Source organism: Acinetobacter sp. YWS30-1, from assembly GCF_033558715.1.
Taxonomy (GTDB): domain Bacteria; phylum Pseudomonadota; class Gammaproteobacteria; order Pseudomonadales; family Moraxellaceae; genus Acinetobacter.
The window spans coordinates 665,372-680,780 of sequence record NZ_CP114606.1 but is presented as its reverse complement, the minus strand read 5'-3'; the positions used below and the strand labels follow the sequence as shown (position 1 = coordinate 680,780).

General features: G+C 44.4%; 16 protein-coding genes. 3 read left to right on the top strand and 13 right to left on the bottom strand.

What is annotated here, in order from left to right:
- Window positions 1-82: 82 nt before the first annotated feature.
- The 4 genes from fusA to O4M77_RS03150 form a co-directional block, all read right to left on the bottom strand.
- A complete protein-coding gene (gene fusA / locus O4M77_RS03165; protein ID WP_159123545.1) occupies window positions 83-2,218 on the bottom strand; it encodes an elongation factor G in 2,136 nt (711 codons plus the stop codon).
- A gap of 131 nt (window positions 2,219-2,349) precedes the next feature.
- Window positions 2,350-2,820, bottom strand: a complete 471-nt coding sequence (gene rpsG, locus O4M77_RS03160) for a 30S ribosomal protein S7 (protein WP_004783282.1) — start codon at window positions 2,818-2,820, stop codon at window positions 2,350-2,352.
- 180 nt (window positions 2,821-3,000) lie between these two features.
- Window positions 3,001-3,375, bottom strand: coding sequence for a 30S ribosomal protein S12 (gene rpsL / locus O4M77_RS03155; RefSeq protein WP_004783283.1), 375 nt, complete (start codon window positions 3,373-3,375; stop codon window positions 3,001-3,003).
- Between the two features lie 155 nt (window positions 3,376-3,530).
- Window positions 3,531-5,033, bottom strand: coding sequence for an EcsC family protein (locus O4M77_RS03150; RefSeq protein WP_180053772.1), 1,503 nt, complete (start codon window positions 5,031-5,033; stop codon window positions 3,531-3,533).
- Window positions 5,034-5,308: 275 nt separating this feature from the next.
- On the opposite strand from O4M77_RS03150, the gene O4M77_RS03145 reads away from it, so the two are divergent.
- The gene (locus O4M77_RS03145; RefSeq protein ID WP_005234293.1) at window positions 5,309-6,538 is read left to right on the top strand and encodes a beta-ketoacyl synthase N-terminal-like domain-containing protein; all 1,230 of its coding nucleotides are present in this window, start codon (window positions 5,309-5,311) and stop codon (window positions 6,536-6,538) included.
- 23 nt (window positions 6,539-6,561) lie between these two features.
- The gene (locus O4M77_RS03140; protein ID WP_004783286.1) at window positions 6,562-7,014 is read left to right on the top strand and encodes a CopD family protein; all 453 of its coding nucleotides are present in this window, start codon (window positions 6,562-6,564) and stop codon (window positions 7,012-7,014) included.
- A 54-nt stretch (window positions 7,015-7,068) separates the two neighbouring features.
- On the opposite strand, the gene O4M77_RS03135 is transcribed toward O4M77_RS03140, so the two are convergent.
- The 4 genes from O4M77_RS03135 to O4M77_RS03120 all read right to left on the bottom strand — a co-directional run bounded on the left by O4M77_RS03135 (window position 7,069) and on the right by O4M77_RS03120 (window position 11,469).
- Window positions 7,069-8,508, bottom strand: coding sequence for an amino acid permease (locus O4M77_RS03135; RefSeq protein WP_323713811.1), 1,440 nt, complete (start codon window positions 8,506-8,508; stop codon window positions 7,069-7,071).
- 152 nt (window positions 8,509-8,660) lie between these two features.
- Entirely contained in the window at window positions 8,661-9,023 is a 363-nt protein-coding gene (locus O4M77_RS03130) for a RidA family protein (RefSeq protein ID WP_323713810.1), read from the bottom strand.
- A gap of 38 nt (window positions 9,024-9,061) precedes the next feature.
- Window positions 9,062-10,174, bottom strand: coding sequence for an alanine racemase (gene alr / locus O4M77_RS03125; RefSeq protein WP_323713809.1), 1,113 nt, complete (start codon window positions 10,172-10,174; stop codon window positions 9,062-9,064).
- A 35-nt stretch (window positions 10,175-10,209) separates the two neighbouring features.
- Window positions 10,210-11,469 carry a D-amino acid dehydrogenase gene (locus O4M77_RS03120; protein WP_034701616.1) on the bottom strand — a complete coding sequence of 420 codons (1,260 nt, stop codon included), beginning with the start codon at window positions 11,467-11,469 and terminating at the stop codon, window positions 10,210-10,212.
- A 140-nt stretch (window positions 11,470-11,609) separates the two neighbouring features.
- Between O4M77_RS03120 and O4M77_RS03115 the strand changes: the two genes are divergently transcribed.
- Entirely contained in the window at window positions 11,610-12,077 is a 468-nt protein-coding gene (locus O4M77_RS03115) for an Lrp/AsnC ligand binding domain-containing protein (RefSeq protein WP_004783295.1), read from the top strand.
- A gap of 125 nt (window positions 12,078-12,202) precedes the next feature.
- On the opposite strand, the gene lysM is transcribed toward O4M77_RS03115, so the two are convergent.
- From lysM to rpmF, 5 genes are all read right to left on the bottom strand, one after another.
- Complete coding sequence (gene lysM / locus O4M77_RS03110; protein WP_180017045.1) at window positions 12,203-12,712, bottom strand: peptidoglycan-binding protein LysM; 510 nt, start codon at window positions 12,710-12,712, stop codon at window positions 12,203-12,205.
- Between the two features lie 182 nt (window positions 12,713-12,894).
- On the bottom strand, window positions 12,895-13,131 hold the full coding sequence (gene acpP / locus O4M77_RS03105) for an acyl carrier protein (RefSeq protein ID WP_004783299.1): 237 nt from the start codon (window positions 13,129-13,131) through the stop codon (window positions 12,895-12,897).
- Window positions 13,132-13,217: 86 nt separating this feature from the next.
- Entirely contained in the window at window positions 13,218-13,952 is a 735-nt protein-coding gene (gene fabG, locus O4M77_RS03100; protein WP_159123542.1) for a 3-oxoacyl-ACP reductase FabG, read from the bottom strand.
- The gene (fabD, locus tag O4M77_RS03095) at window positions 13,949-14,935 is read right to left on the bottom strand and encodes an ACP S-malonyltransferase (protein WP_125278771.1); all 987 of its coding nucleotides are present in this window, start codon (window positions 14,933-14,935) and stop codon (window positions 13,949-13,951) included. Before fabD ends, fabG begins: the two co-directional genes overlap by 4 nt.
- Window positions 14,936-15,181: 246 nt before the next feature.
- A complete protein-coding gene (gene rpmF, locus O4M77_RS03090; RefSeq protein WP_004783304.1) occupies window positions 15,182-15,364 on the bottom strand; it encodes a 50S ribosomal protein L32 in 183 nt (60 codons plus the stop codon).
- Window positions 15,365-15,409: the final 45 nt, after the last annotated feature.

Sequence of the window (15,409 nt, the reverse complement as noted above, 5' to 3'; positions counted from 1 at the left end):
TTGTAGATTACTCATGCAGTAAACCTGCATGAGTATTAGATTTTAACTATAAATTTAGTTAGGCAATATAGTAATCGAAAGATTACTCGTCGTCACCTTTTTTGCCGCCAGCTTGGAACTTAGCAATGATGCCTTCAGCCACGTTACGTGGAGTTTCAGCATATTTAGCAAATTCCATAGAGTAAGTCGCACGACCTTGAGACATAGAACGCATGTGAGTTGCGTAACCAAACATCTCAGAAAGTGGAACTTCAGCACGGATTGCTTTAGTACCGCCAGGAAGATCGTCCATACCTTGAACCATACCACGACGACGGTTTAAGTCACCCATGATATCGCCCATGTAGTCTTCTGGAGTTTCTACTTCAACTTTCATGATTGGTTCAAGAAGAACAGGATCTGCTTTCATGAAACCATCACGGAATGCGTAAGAACCCGCCATTTTGAACGATAATTCGTCAGAGTCGACATCATGGTAAGAACCGTCGAACAATGTCGCTTTGATGCCAACTACTGGGTAACCAGCAAGGACACCATTCTTCATACGTTCTTGGATACCTTTGTCAACCGCACCGAAGAATTCTTTCGGTACTACACCGCCGACAACTTCTTCAGCGAACTCGTAGTCTTTACCAGATTCAGGGTCCATTGGCTCAAGACGTACGTATACGTGACCAAATTTACCTTTACCACCTGTTTGACGAACGAATTTACCTTCTTGTTCAACAGATTTTTTGATCGTTTCACGGTAAGCAACCATTGGTTTACCAATGTTCGCTTCAACGTTGAATTCACGTTTCATACGGTCAACAATGATGTCAAGGTGAAGCTCACCCATACCAGCAATAATTGTTTGACCAGATTCTTCGTCAGTACGTACGCGGAACGATGGATCTTCTTTCGCCAAACGACCTAAAGCAACTGACATTTTTTCTTGGTCAGCTTTAGTTTTAGGCTCAACTGCAAGTGCAATTACTGGCTCTGGGAATTCCATACGCTCTAGTGTAATTACGTGGTTTTCATCACATAATGTATCACCAGTTGTTGTATCTTTAAGACCTACACATGCCGCGATGTCGCCCGCACGAATTTCTTCGATGTCGTGACGGTCATTTGCGTGCATCTGTACGATACGGCCGATACGCTCACGTTTCATTTTCACTGGGTTATAAACCGGGCTACCCGCTTTAAGAACACCAGAGTAAACACGTACGAACGTTAAGTTACCAACGAATTTGTCGTTCATGATTTTGAACGCTAACGCAGCAAACGGTGCATCGTCAGACGCTTCACGAGAACCTTCAGTTTCGTCTTTGTCGTCTAAGATACCTTTGATTGCTTCAACGTCAGTCGGCGCTGGAAGGAATTCAATTACTGCGTCCAACATACGTTGAACACCTTTGTTTTTGAACGCCGAACCACACATCATCGGTTGAATTTCGTTTGCAAGCGTACGCGTACGTAAACCAGCTACGATTTCTTCTTTCGTCAAATCACCTTCTTCAAGGTATTTGTCCATAAGCTCTTCAGATGCTTCCGCAGCTGCTTCAACCATGTTTGTACGCCATTCATTAGCAGTATCAACTAGGTCAGCTGGGATGTCGCCATATTCAAACTTCATACCTTGAGATGCTTCATCCCAGATAATCGCTTTCATTTCGATAAGGTCAACAACACCTTGGAAGTTTTCTTCAGCACCGATTGGAACAACGATTGGCACTGGGTTAGCACCCAAGCGAGTTTTCATTTGTTCAACCGCACGGAAGAAGTTCGCACCAGTACGGTCCATTTTGTTAACGAACGCAATACGTGGAACTTTATATTTGTTCGCTTGACGCCATACAGTTTCAGACTGAGGTTGTACACCACCTACAGCACAGTAAACCATACACGCACCGTCAAGAACACGCATAGAACGCTCAACTTCGATTGTGAAGTCAACGTGTCCTGGGGTGTCAATAACGTTAATACGGTGTTGTTCGAACTGGTTGCCCATACCTTTCCAGAAGCATGTTACAGCTGCTGAAGTAATGGTAATACCACGTTCTTGCTCTTGTTCCATCCAGTCCGTAGTTGCCGAACCTTCGTGAGTTTCACCTAGTTTGTGGCTCTCACCTGTGTAGAACAAAATACGTTCAGAAGTCGTTGTTTTACCAGCGTCAATGTGCGCTGAGATACCAATGTTACGGTAACGAGAAATTGGGGTTTGACGAGCCATGATTTCTTGCATTCCTAAATTTTGTTGTTTAAAACAGGACGCTTTAAGCTGCTGGGCAGCTTAAAGCGATTCGATGACAAAACAGCGAAAACTGGCTCATCATCCTCCTGAATAGGGGCTGTTTTAACCGCTTAGAAGCGATAGTGAGAGAAGGCTTTGTTGGCTTCAGCCATACGGTGCACATCTTCACGTTTTTTAACCGCTGCGCCTTTACCTTCAGCTGCATCAAGCAACTCGCCAGCAAGACGTAAAGCCATAGTTTTTTCAGAACGCTTAGCAGCAGCATCTACTAACCAACGCATAGCCAAGGCAGTACGACGGGATGGGCGCACTTCCATAGGTACCTGGTATGTAGCACCACCAACACGGCGTGCTTTTACTTCGACCATAGGACGAACTTTTTCAAGAGTAGTCTCGAAAAATTCAACTGGATCTACTTTAGATTTTTCTTGAACGCGGTCTAAAGCACCGTAAACGATACTTTCAGCAATAGATTTTTTACCATCTTGCATTACGTGGTTCATGAATTTAGCGATTGTTTGGCTGCTGAACTTAGGATCCGGAAGGATTTCACGAGCAGCGACTACGCGACGTCTTGGCATTTTAAAACTACCTATAAATATGACACTTCAGGTTAATCCAGCAGTAGCACAAAGTGTCGTGTGCATTCGCTGGCCTTACTACACGTCGCTTGAATTTTCACAAAATTAAATGCAGAAATCAGACAAGCGAGACGATAAAGGATTGCAGTTCTAGCGAACTAAGAGCTTAATCTCGAAAGATTATTTCTTAGGACGTTTAGTACCGTATTTAGAACGAGCTTGGTTACGATCTTTAACACCAGCACAGTCTAAAGAACCACGAACGGTATGGTAACGTACACCTGGTAAGTCTTTAACACGACCACCACGGATAAGAACAACACTGTGCTCTTGCAGGTTATGGCCTTCACCACCGATGTAGCTAGAAACTTCGAAACCTGAAGTTAAGCGAACACGGCAAACTTTACGCATTGCTGAGTTAGGTTTTTTAGGTGTAGTTGTGTAAACACGTGTACAAACACCACGGCGCTGTGGACAAGCCTTCAACGCAGGAACTTTAGATTTTTCAACTAAAGTCGTACGACCCTTACGGATCAACTGATTTGTTGTTGCCATGTGGCAATTCTCCCGTTAATAAAAAGCCCCAAAAAAATACTACTTTTTGAGGGCATGCAATTGTATGTCAAGATGCAAAATCGGTCAATATGCCGGAGTCAGGCAAAACACGATCGCATCTCGACTTTAAGCGTTTATTTTATGGTGAAAATCATTCATTTTTTCGATTTCGTGGCAGCATTTTTTGTAACATCTTCCGTAGTTTCCTTAGCTTGCGTTTGTTTGTCTGCAGTCTCGGAGTTTTCTGGATTGTTTGTATCCGTCTCTTCTTCAGCGGCTGCCTGTAACATTTCTGTGTCATTTTCCTGCAAGCCGAGCTCTTCTTCTAGGGCTGCATCTGCATCAAAAGAATCTTTTGGAATAGCCGGTTTTTGTTCCTGTCTAGCGTCGGCATGTTCAACCAGTTTATCGGTCAATTCATCCAGACCTTCACTGACCTTTTCATCTTTTTTCACTTCAGCTTCTTCCGGGCTCAAGCTTTCCTGCTCTTTCTTAACCAGTTTGACTTGCTTGATGGTTTGATTGCCTTCAATTGGGATTTCTTTATCTAGAATTGGCTTATCTTTATCAGCGGCTGAATGATCAAGATTTTCCATCAGCTTCGGGGTCGCCTGCTGGAGCAGGTCAACGGCTTTTTCATAGGCAGCATATGGCGACAAACCTAGATCCTGATGCTGCTGCAAATACTGACGAGCATGCGAGAATACTTCTTGAGCTTTCTGGTTCACATCATTCACAAAGCGATGGCTATAGACTGCACCAATCCCTGCACTTGCCAATGGAGTCAGTTTGGTTAGCTGCTCTAATAAAGACAGTTTCGGAAAATGGTTCATCCATTCCCACTTCATGCTGCCATCCTGATTACTGAGCCATTTTTTCAGTGTTTCTATATCATTGCTTGACCCGAGCATGGTCTGTAGCTGGGACAGGTCATGTGTCTTTAAGGTACTGCTCAGCGCTTTAAGCCCCATTAAGAGTGCTTGTTTTTCTGCAATCAGACTGAGATCAATCTGTCTAAAGATATGCTGTACGATTTCCTGATCATCTTCCTTGCTCAAATCAAAACCATAAGAACGTCCCACTTGATAGATGGTACGCAGTGCCATCAGTAAAGAAGCTGGAATATCAATCGCAGTTCCCAATACCCCAGTGACACCACTTACCGCACCTTGTACTGTCGCCATCCATTTATTTTGTTCAGCAAATGCCTGAGAAATGCGTTGAGAACGCGTAGTATCCTGAGTCAGTTCTTCCAGATCCTTCGCCCCTGCTTCATTCAGAATGGCATCAACCGAACTCATCTGATTGCTGAACTGATTCAGGTGATTATAAAAGTAATCAGATACTTTGTCGGCCAGCTGGGGAGAAACAAAATGCGCGACATTATTCACGGTATTAAAACGACGGCCCAGCAGCTGACGGGAAACATTTGGAAGATGTTCGCGTAGCATGTCTTTAGGATTTTCATATTTTTTTGAAGCAAAAGGGCTTTTGACTTTTGCCGAGCCATCAACAGCATGATCGGTATTGAAGGTTTTAGTCACAGAATCTGGTGCAACATGATTTAACAGTTCCAAACCTGTTGAACTGAACTTTTTCGCCACTCCAAAGGCATTCGAAATCAGACCATTAGATTGTTTATTATTAGCATTTACCATTTTTTACCTCAGCATGCACGTGCTTGTATTTGGTATAAATACTAGGTGTAGTCAGCATTTATCTCAACCTTATTCTGTTTCATTTAGTAAAAGCTCTACACAGTACTTTATAAACTCAACCTACTGTCACACGGCATAACATTTGCCATAAGATTTCAAAAATCTTTCTGCTATGATGTTCTGCATTGTGAAATAGGGGTCAGCGCTATATTTTGCTGTCTTATCAACGCCAGATATCTCCCGCTGCCCCAGAGATAAACTATAAGGATCTGTAGATGAAACGTGTTGTCATCACTGGTATGGGTATTAACTCGTGCATTGGTAATACATTAGAGGATGTGAATCACTCTTTACAAAACGGGATTTCAGGAACACGTTTTAATCCGACTTATGCTGAACTGAATTTCAAGAGTCATGTTAGCGCTGCTGCTGAACAGGATTTTGATGGTATTGACCGTAAGCTGAAACGCTTTATGGGCGTGTGCGCGATGTATGCCTATAATGCTGCTGTGGCTGCTGTTGAGCATGCGGGTTTAAAGCAGGAAGATCTGGCGAATAATCCACGTTATGGTATTGCGGGTGGTTCAGGTGGCAACTCGACAGCTTCTGTAGTAGAAATGACAAAATTGCTGGAAGAAAAAGGCGCACGCAAAGTTGGTCCATTCTTCGTACCACGTAACATGTCGAATACCATTACAGCAAACGTCGGTGTGGCATTCAAATTACAAGGGATTGCCCACTCGATTACCAGCGCCTGCGCAACTTCTGCCGATGCCATTGGTTATGCTTATAACCTGATTCAATTAGGCAAACAGGATCTAATGCTTGCCGGTGGTGGCGAAGAAGATCACTGGTCTCAAAGCCTGCTGTTTGATGCGATGGGTGCACTGTGCTCTAAATACAACGACACACCTGAAACAGCTTCTCGTCCATATTCAGCAGACCGTGACGGTTTCGTGATTGCTGGTGGTGGCGGTTTTGTGGTGCTTGAGTCACTGGAACATGCTCAGGCACGTGGCGCGAATATTCTGGCTGAGGTTGTGGCTTATGCAGCTAACTCTGATGGTGCTGACATGGTTGCTCCATCTGGCGAAGGTGCAACACGTTGTATCCTGATGGCTCTAGAAGAAGCCAAACAGCATGGTGTAGATAAAATTGACTATGTGAATACACATGGTACTTCTACCCCAGCAGGTGATGTTACTGAACTTAAAGCTATGGCACGTGCCTTCGGTGAAGGTCAGGTTCCTCCACTCAGCTCGACTAAATCTATGACAGGTCACAGCCTGGGTGCTGCAGGTGTACAGGAAGCGATCTACTCTATCCTGATGATGCAAAATGACTTTATTGCACCAAACATCAATGTGACTGAACTGGATGAAGGCGCAAAACCATTTGATATCGTACTTGAAAAACGTGACGCAAAATTGAATACTGTGATGAGTAACAGTTTCGGTTTCGGCGGCGTAAATGCTTGTCTCGTTTTCAAAAAATGGGAAGGCTAAGCCGCCCATTTTAGGGTGACTTGATGGATGCTCCTTCTGATGCTTTCTTGTGGGTAAAAGCATTACATATTATTGCTGTGGTTTGCTGGTTTGCTGCATTGTTCTATCTGCCACGGCTTTATGTCTACCATGCCATGAGCGAAGATGTCGTAAGTCATCAACGCTTTGAAATTATGGAACGCAAGCTGTATCGCGGGATTATGTGGCCAGCTATGGTCGCCACGCTGATCACAGCACACTTTCTAGTCGATTGGGGTGATGCAACGCGTCATTACCATGAAGCCTTATGGTTCTATCTGAAAGTCGGCTTGGTTGGCTTGCTAGTCATTTACCATTTGGTATGTGGTTATTATCGTAAGAAACTGATGGAAAATGCCCATTACAAGTCACACAAGTTCTGGCGCTTCTTTAATGAAATGCCAACCTTGATCCTGTTTGCAGTAGTGATTTTAGTGGTGGTAAAACCTACTTTCTAAAATTCCCTAAAATAAAAAATCCCCGATTGATCGGGGATTTTTTATGTCTGCACTTTATTCTCCGGAGAGAAGTTGCTGACGTTTACGAAGACGTGGTTTATACAAAGTATGATAGGTGGCGAACAAAATCACCAACCACAGCGGGCTAATCATCAGTGCTTTCATGGTATCTGCTTCCAGACTTAAAATAACTAAGGCAAAGAACAAGAAGATTAGCACCAGATAGGACATCCAGATTCCGCCCGGCATCTTGAAGGTCGAAGTGGCATGTTTTTCAGGTTGCTGTTTACGGTAACGGATATAACACACCATAATCAGCCCCCAGATACTGATAAACAGAATCACACAGAGTGAGCTGGCCAGCGTAAAGGCTTCCATCGTGTTCGGTACAAAGTACTGGAAAGTCGCACCTGCCATAATAAAGGCACAAGAAAATAACAGACCTTTAGCCGGAACTGCGCGACTTGAAAGCTCAGCCAAAGCCTGAGGTGCCTGACCATCACGTGCCAGACCAAACAGCATCCGGCTGGTAGAGAACACGCCACTATTCATGGAGGACATCACAGAAGACAGCACCACCAGATTCATGATAATGGCTGACACTGGAATACCCGCATGCAGGAAAAGGGTCACGAAAGGGCTTTGATCAGCAGGAATTTCTACCCACGGCGTTACAGACATAATCACCAGCAGAGACAATACATAGAACAGGATGATTCGCGTAGGAATCGCATTCACTGCTTTAGGCAAGTTCTTTTCCGGATCCTTGGTTTCAGCCGCCATCGTACCCAGCAGCTCTACACCTACGAAAGCAAACATCGCAATCTGGAAGCCAGCCAGAAAGCCCATTGTGCCCTTAGGGAACATACCATCATAGGCCCAGACATTGGTCAGGCTGGCAGCCGATCCACTTGGTGCCTGGAAGTCGCTGAAGATCATATATCCGCCAATCACAATCAGGCCCAGAATCGCCAGAATTTTAATCAGGGCGAACCAAAACTCGATTTCACCAAACAGCTTCACGGTCAGCAGGTTAATTCCCAGTACCAGCAATACACAGCCCGCACTGATCATGGCCTGTCCCATGGGTGTAAAAGCCATATCGGGTGGCAGCCAGAAATTCAGATAATTGATAATTGCCGCTAAGTCGGCAATACCGACCAGAATCCAGCCCAGCCAGTACGACCAGCCAATATAATAGCCAGCCCCCGGACCAATCAGGTCATGCGCCATATCAATGAAGGATTTATAGTGCAAATTGGATAACAGGATTTCCCCTAATGCACGCATCAGGAAAAAGAACATGGCTCCAATAATCATGTAGATAAACAAGATTGAAGGCCCTGCCAGTGCAATCGTTTTACCAGAACCCATAAACAGGCCTGTACCAATGGCACCACCAATGGCAATTAACTGCAAATGGCGGTTAGAGAGCTTACGTTGTAATTCATGGGGAGATGATGATGCATCATCTTTAGAAGAGGCTGTATTCATATTCGGTTCCTTTTTCACATCAAGCCTTCGCTTATCTGATCGGATTTCTTCCTGAAATCCTGATTGCAGATGCAGTTTCATTTAATGGATTAAATGATCAGGCCTGATGTGCTTACAAAATCAAGTTGGGAGATATAAAAATCTGAAGCAACTTAAGGGAGTGCTGCAATCACTGCAATTTCAATTAACCAGGCGGGATTTACCAGATCCGCCTGAATGGTTGCGCGTGCTGGTGTGCCACATCCCTCGAGCCATTCAATCCAGAGTGCATTGACGGTTTGAAAGTCTTCCAGGTTTTTAACAAAGAGCTGTGCAGATAACAGACGGCTTTTGTCTGTACCTGCCAGTTTAAGGAGTTGATCAATCTTCATGAGCACTTCACGCGTTTGACCACGAATATCTAGACTGGTGCTGTCCGGCACCTGCCCTGATAAATACACCGTTTTATTGTGAATGGTGACAGCACTCATCACCTGATTGCTGTTCAAACGCTGAATATCTGCATGTTCCGTCATAATTTTATCCTCTCTTATTTCTAATATTTGTTTAATCTTTAGCTTTCAATCTGCACGGGCACACGTTGAGTAATGGCACACATCAGCTCATAGCCAACCGTACCCGAACCCGCGGCCACTTCATCAATCGGCAATACTGTGCCGTGTATGGATTGTCCCCACAGCACAACTTCGCTACCAATCTGCGCATCAGGTACAGAACCTAGATCAACCGCCAGCATATCCATACTGACGCGACCGACCGTTTGGGTTCGAATCCCATCTACCAAAACTGGTGTTCCAGTTTGTGTGATTCGCTGATAACCATCCGCATAACCACAGGCCACAATTCCAATCTGCATATCTTGCTCAACTATAAAAGTAGAGCCATAACCAATGCTGTCTCCTGCCCGAACCTGCTGAATCGCGATCAGTTCGCTACGCAGACTCATGGTCGGCTTTAAGTTCCAGTGATCAATCGTATGGGCGGGATAGTCAGGTGAGCTGCCGTAAAGCATGATGCCGCTACGTACAATGTCTGACTGTATATGCTGATGATGACGCAGAATGGCAGCACTATTACTGAGTGAAGTTTTGCCCGGCAGATTTTGAATGGTTTCGGTAAAGACCAGTTGTTGATGTTCAATACCTTCCTGTCCAAATCGCATGCCATCCGCATCGGAGAAATGGGTCATATGACTGATGGAGCGTACTTGCTCAATGCTCTTTAATTCCTGAAAAGCCACAGGATACTGCTCAGGTACAAAACCGAGCCGGTTCATTCCGCTATTCATTTTTAAAAAGACATCAAACTGTACGTCTGGTTGTAAGTCGACAAAGGTTTTTAACCATTCCAGTTGATGCTGGGCATGAATTGCAAAACTTATCCCGTACTTGGCGCAGTCGAATAAATCTTCAAGGCCAAAAATGCCTTCCAGTAACAATAAGGGTTTGTCACAGCCTAAGGCACGCAAACGCTTTCCTTCAGTAAGATCCAGAAAGGCAAAACCATCAGCACTTTTTAATGCGGGATAAACCCGCTCAATACCGTGCCCATAGGCATCAGCTTTAACCACTGCAAAGACCTGGCTTTGAGGTGCGCAGGAACGTGCAACTTGCAGGTTATGTTGCAATGCCTGTTGATGAATCACCGCGTGTATTGGACGTGGCATAAATTTCTTCCCTGAAACTGATAATCCTTAAAAGCTTAAGCAACCTGCTGATAACGATTCAGCGACAAGCCTTCAGTACTAATCTCAGGTGCTTGACCCAGTACCAGATCACTGATCAGCTTTCCTGAGCCACAGGCCATGGTCCAGCCAAGCGTACCGTGCCCAGTATTCAGGAACAGATTGTTAAAGCGTGTCGGTCCAATAATTGGTGTACTATCCGGCGTCATTGGACGTAAGCCGGTCCAGAAACTGGCCTGCGCCATATCGCCGCCCGGGAACAGGTCACGAGTGACCATTTCCAAGGTTGCGCGACGATCTTCATTCAGACCCAAATTAAAGCCTGTCAGCTCTGCCATACCACCGACACGGATGCGCTGATCAAAACGAGTCAATGCAATCTTGTAAGTTTCATCCAGCACAGTCGATTGCGGTGCATGAGTCTGATCCACAATTGGAATGGTCAATGAATAACCTTTAACCGGATACACCGGCAGATCCAGGTGTAACGGCTTCAGGAAATCACGGGAATAGCTACCGAAAGCCAGCACATATTTATCTGCGGTCAATACCTGACCGTTGACCAGCACACCTTTAATCTGGTCACCTTCAAACAGCAGTTTTTCAACATGCTGGTTAAACTTGAACTGTACGCCCATGCCTTTGGCATAATTGGCCAGCGCATTGGTGAACAGGTAGCAGTCTCCAGTTTCATCATTTGGCAGATGCAAACCACCTACCAGTTTATCTTTAGCTTCTGCCAGTGCCGGTTCAACTTTTGCTAGCTGTTCACGATCCAGCAATTCAAAATCCACGCCGGTTTCTTTCAGCACTTCGATATCACGTTGCACTGCATCGAGCTGTGCTTCCTTACGAAAAATCTGCAAGGTTCCTTTAGAACGGTTTTCATAAGAAATGCCGATATCACGACGTAGATTACGTAAACAGTCACGGCTATATTCAGCGACCCGCACCATACGTTCTTTATTCACTGCATAATGCTGGGCATTACAGTTTTTCAGCATCTGAGCCATCCACTGTAACTGCCACAGACTACCATCGACATTAATCGCCAATGGTGCATGATGCTGGAACATCCATTTCACTGCTTTAAATGGAATGCCAGGTGCTGCCCACGGTGTCGAATAACCAGGAGAAATCTGGCCTGCATTACCAAAACTGGTTTCTTCAGCTGGACCTGCCTGACGGTCAAGGACAGTCACTTCTGCTCCCTGCTGCGCAAGATAGTAGGCACTTGTTACACCAATGACACCACCACCTAATACAATTACGCGCATGACATTACCCTCAATGACATTTATAGTTTATTTCACCAGTATATTTTTGGATCAATAGTGAATTTCACTGTTTTAAACTAATATATTCAGCAAATTCACTAGATTTTTCGCGTCATTTTTAAAAATTAAGGGAATAATAGATGCGTAAATTAGACCGCATTGATCGCATGATTTTAGATATCTTGCAGCGCGATGGACGCATTGCCATTAGTGAACTTGCCTCCCGAGTCAACCTCTCCACCACACCTTGTTCCGAGCGGGTCAAGCGACTGGAACGGGATGGGATCATCATGGGTTACCATGCCCGGCTCAATCCGGAAAAGCTGGAAAAGAACCTGTTAGTGTTTCTGGAAATCAAACTTTCTGCCAAATCCGGTGATGTATTTGAACAGGTCGCGCGTGACTTAAGTGAAATTCCTGAAGTGCTGGAATGTCATCTGATCTCGGGAGATTTTGATTATCTGGTGAAAGCACGCCTAAAGGAAATGAGTGCTTACCGGCGTCTGCTTGGGGATTTATTAAAAAAGCTCCCATCTTCTGCTTCCTCACATAGTTATGTGGTGATGGAAGAAGTAAAGGAAAGTTCATATCTGGATGTAGGAATCTAATTCTGACAAGGGTTCAAGTGGTAGATACAACAAAACCCCATAAGGGGCTTTGTTGTGAACCGTTTATCTGAATTAGATAAGTTTAAAATAAAATTTTATTAATTTATATTGATGATTATCTAAAACTAGGCAGGAATACGTAGTACCTGACCCGGGAAAATATCATCCGCATTTTTCAGTAAAGGGCGATTTGCCTCGAAAATCTTGTTGTAATGGTTGGCATCACCATAAAATTCTTTCGAAATTTTAGATAAGGTATCACCCGATTTAACCGTATAGAACTTACTTTCAGGTTCCGGATTCGCTACAGTCAGCTGGTCATCCACTTTAGCGACATGATCAACATTTCCTACCGCTAAAATAATCTTTTCACGATCCGCCTGACTTTGTACCTGTCCGCGTACGGTTGCCAGATCTGAGGTTGAGTTATAGCTGATCGACAATCCTGTAATTGGCAGTCCTAGGCTTTTGACATGCCCTAACAACTTATTTGCTATTTCCTGTGCAGAAGGTTCAGCCGGTGCTGCCTTAGGTGCAGCTGCAGGTGCCTGTTGAGTTGCTGCCGGTGTCTGTTGTGGTTCCGCAGCTGCAGTGTTCTTTTTACCAATGCCTTTTACAAAATCAAAAAGACCCATAGTGGACTCCATTCTTGTTATTCATCAGATCATTCTTATTTGTACAAGGAAAGCAGCAGATACAAAGTTAGTCATTGGTAAGCAAAAGGTTATCGATTGTAAAATCACCCTATTTCTATTCTACAGGCACAAAAAAACCACCTTGCGGTGGTCTTTAGGTTCAGCAAAGCTGAAAATCAGTATTAACCAAGTTTTTTAGTAACATAGTCAATAGCAGATTGAACAGTTGTGATTTCGTTAGAATCTTCATCAGGAATAGTGATGTCGAAGTCATTTTCGAAAGACATAACAAGTTCAACTAGGTCTAGAGAGTCAGCACCTAAGTCATCCATGAAAGATGCTTCGTTTTTAATCTCTTCGACTTTAATACCAAGTTGTTCTGCAACCGCTTGTTTAACGCGTTGTTCGATATCGCTCACAGGAATTCTCCTCATTGCTTGTGGCGTTTTTAATGCCGTTAGTTTAATTGAATCTATAAAATTTGGAAAGTTAATACATGTGCCGTTTAGCTCATGTATAAACCACCATTAACGTGAATGACTGTACCTGTAATGTAACTGGCTTTGTCCGATGCCAGGAAACTTACGGCATTCGCGATATCTTGTGGATCACCTAAACGGTTTAAAGCCACTTGATCACTCATTTTCTTGCGAATTTCTTCACTTAACTGTTCAGTCATTTCAGTCGCGATAAAGCCTGGTGCAACAGCATTGACAGTAATCTGACGACTACCCATTTCTTTAGCCAGACTGCGACCAAACGCCTCAATACCTGCTTTGGCAGCTGAATAGTTCGCCTGACCTGGGTTAGCAAAATGCGCCACCACAGAACTGATATTAATGATACGGCCGAAACGTGCCTTAGTCATACCTTTCAGCACACGTTTAGATAAACGATAAACAGCTTTCAGATGAATGTTTAAAATATCATCCCAGTCGTCTTCCGACATACGCAATAACAGATTGTCTTTGGTAATACCGGCATTATTCACCAGTACCAGCACAGGACCATAGTTTTGCTCAATATCGCTGACCAGTGCATCAATCGCAGCACCATCACGTACATCTAAAACTTTACCGGCACCATGTTCAGCAAATTGTACGTTAAGTTTCTCTGCACCCGCTTCAGAAGTTGCAGTACCTACGACAAAATAACCGTCTTGAATTAATTGTTGTGCAATTGCAGCACCAATGCCGCGGCTTGCACCTGTCACCAAGGCAACTTTACGTTCCTGTGTCATGCAATTTTCCCTTCTGCCACCAATACGGTGTTAAGCGCATCTTCCAGACGAGATTGAGTATCTAATGGAAGTGCTTTTTCGATATTTGGTAAACGTTTTGCCATATTGGCCAGTACATTACCTGGGCCACATTCTACAATGTACTCAACGCCTTCATCTTGAAGGAATTGTAGTGTTTTAGTCCATTGTACTGACTCATACAGCTGCTCAGTCAAAGCCTGACGAAGCTCACTCACGTCCGCAGCTGCTTTTGCGCCTACATTTTGTAATACAGGTATGCGTGGCATCTCAATGGCAGTTTGTTCCAAAGCTGTTGCGAACTGCTCAGCGGCAGGTTTCATCAGTGAACAATGTGAAGGAACTGAAACTGGCAGTGCAATCGCTTTACCGCCATTTTCTTTCGCTAGTGCCATCACGGCTTCTACACGTTCTTTATTACCGGCAACTACGACTTGCCCCTGAGCATTATAGTTGGCTGCTTCAACTGAACCTTCGCCTGCTGCTGTTGCTTGTGCACAAAGCTCGATCACTTTGGCATCATCCAGACCCAGAATCGCTGCCATTGCACCTACGCCTTGAGGTACAGCAGTTTGCATCAACTTACCACGCAGGTTCACCAGCTTGACTGCATCACCCAGACTTAAAGCACCCGCTGCAACTAACGCGCTATATTCACCGAGTGAATGGCCCGCCATATATTTTGGTGCTACCCCACCCAACTCTAACCATACACGCCATAAAGCAATGGATGCTGTTAATAGTACCGGTTGAGTAAATTCGGTTTGATCCAGACCTTCACCCGTCTGTGCAATCTGCCACAGATCAAAACCCACCGCTTCAGATGCTTCAGCAAATGTATTGCGGATACCACTAAACTGTTCTGCAAGTTCAGCGAGCATGCCGACTTTTTGTGAACCCTGGCCTGGGAACACAAATGCAGTTTTAGTTGCTTGAGCTGCTTGTTCGAGTTGTTTAGCAGACATAAATAAAATCCTTTCATTCAAGAGGTGCGAATCTTTTCTTAGACCTAAAAATTGGCCGATCAGATCACCTTACCCATTGTGGAGCGCAATTTAACACGTAATTTTGGCTTGGGTAATTGCCAAATACAACAAAAACCGCGACTTCACAGGATGACCGCAAAACCTGTGCATAAAATCAGGCATAAAAAAAGGGAGCTTAACGCTCCCATTTTTTCTACTAAGCTTTAACGCTTAATACATCATCAATTATTCAGCAGATGCTTTAGCGAATAATTGACGACCACGGTAGATACCATCTTTAGATACGTGGTGACGACGATGAGTTTCACCAGTAGTTTGGTCTACAGTTAATGCATTCTCAGTTAAAGCGTCATGTGAACGGCGCATGTCACGGCGAGAGCGACTTTTACGGTTTTGCTGAACGGCCATGATGGCTCCTTACAAATATCGAAAAAATGGATCAGAACAAATTCG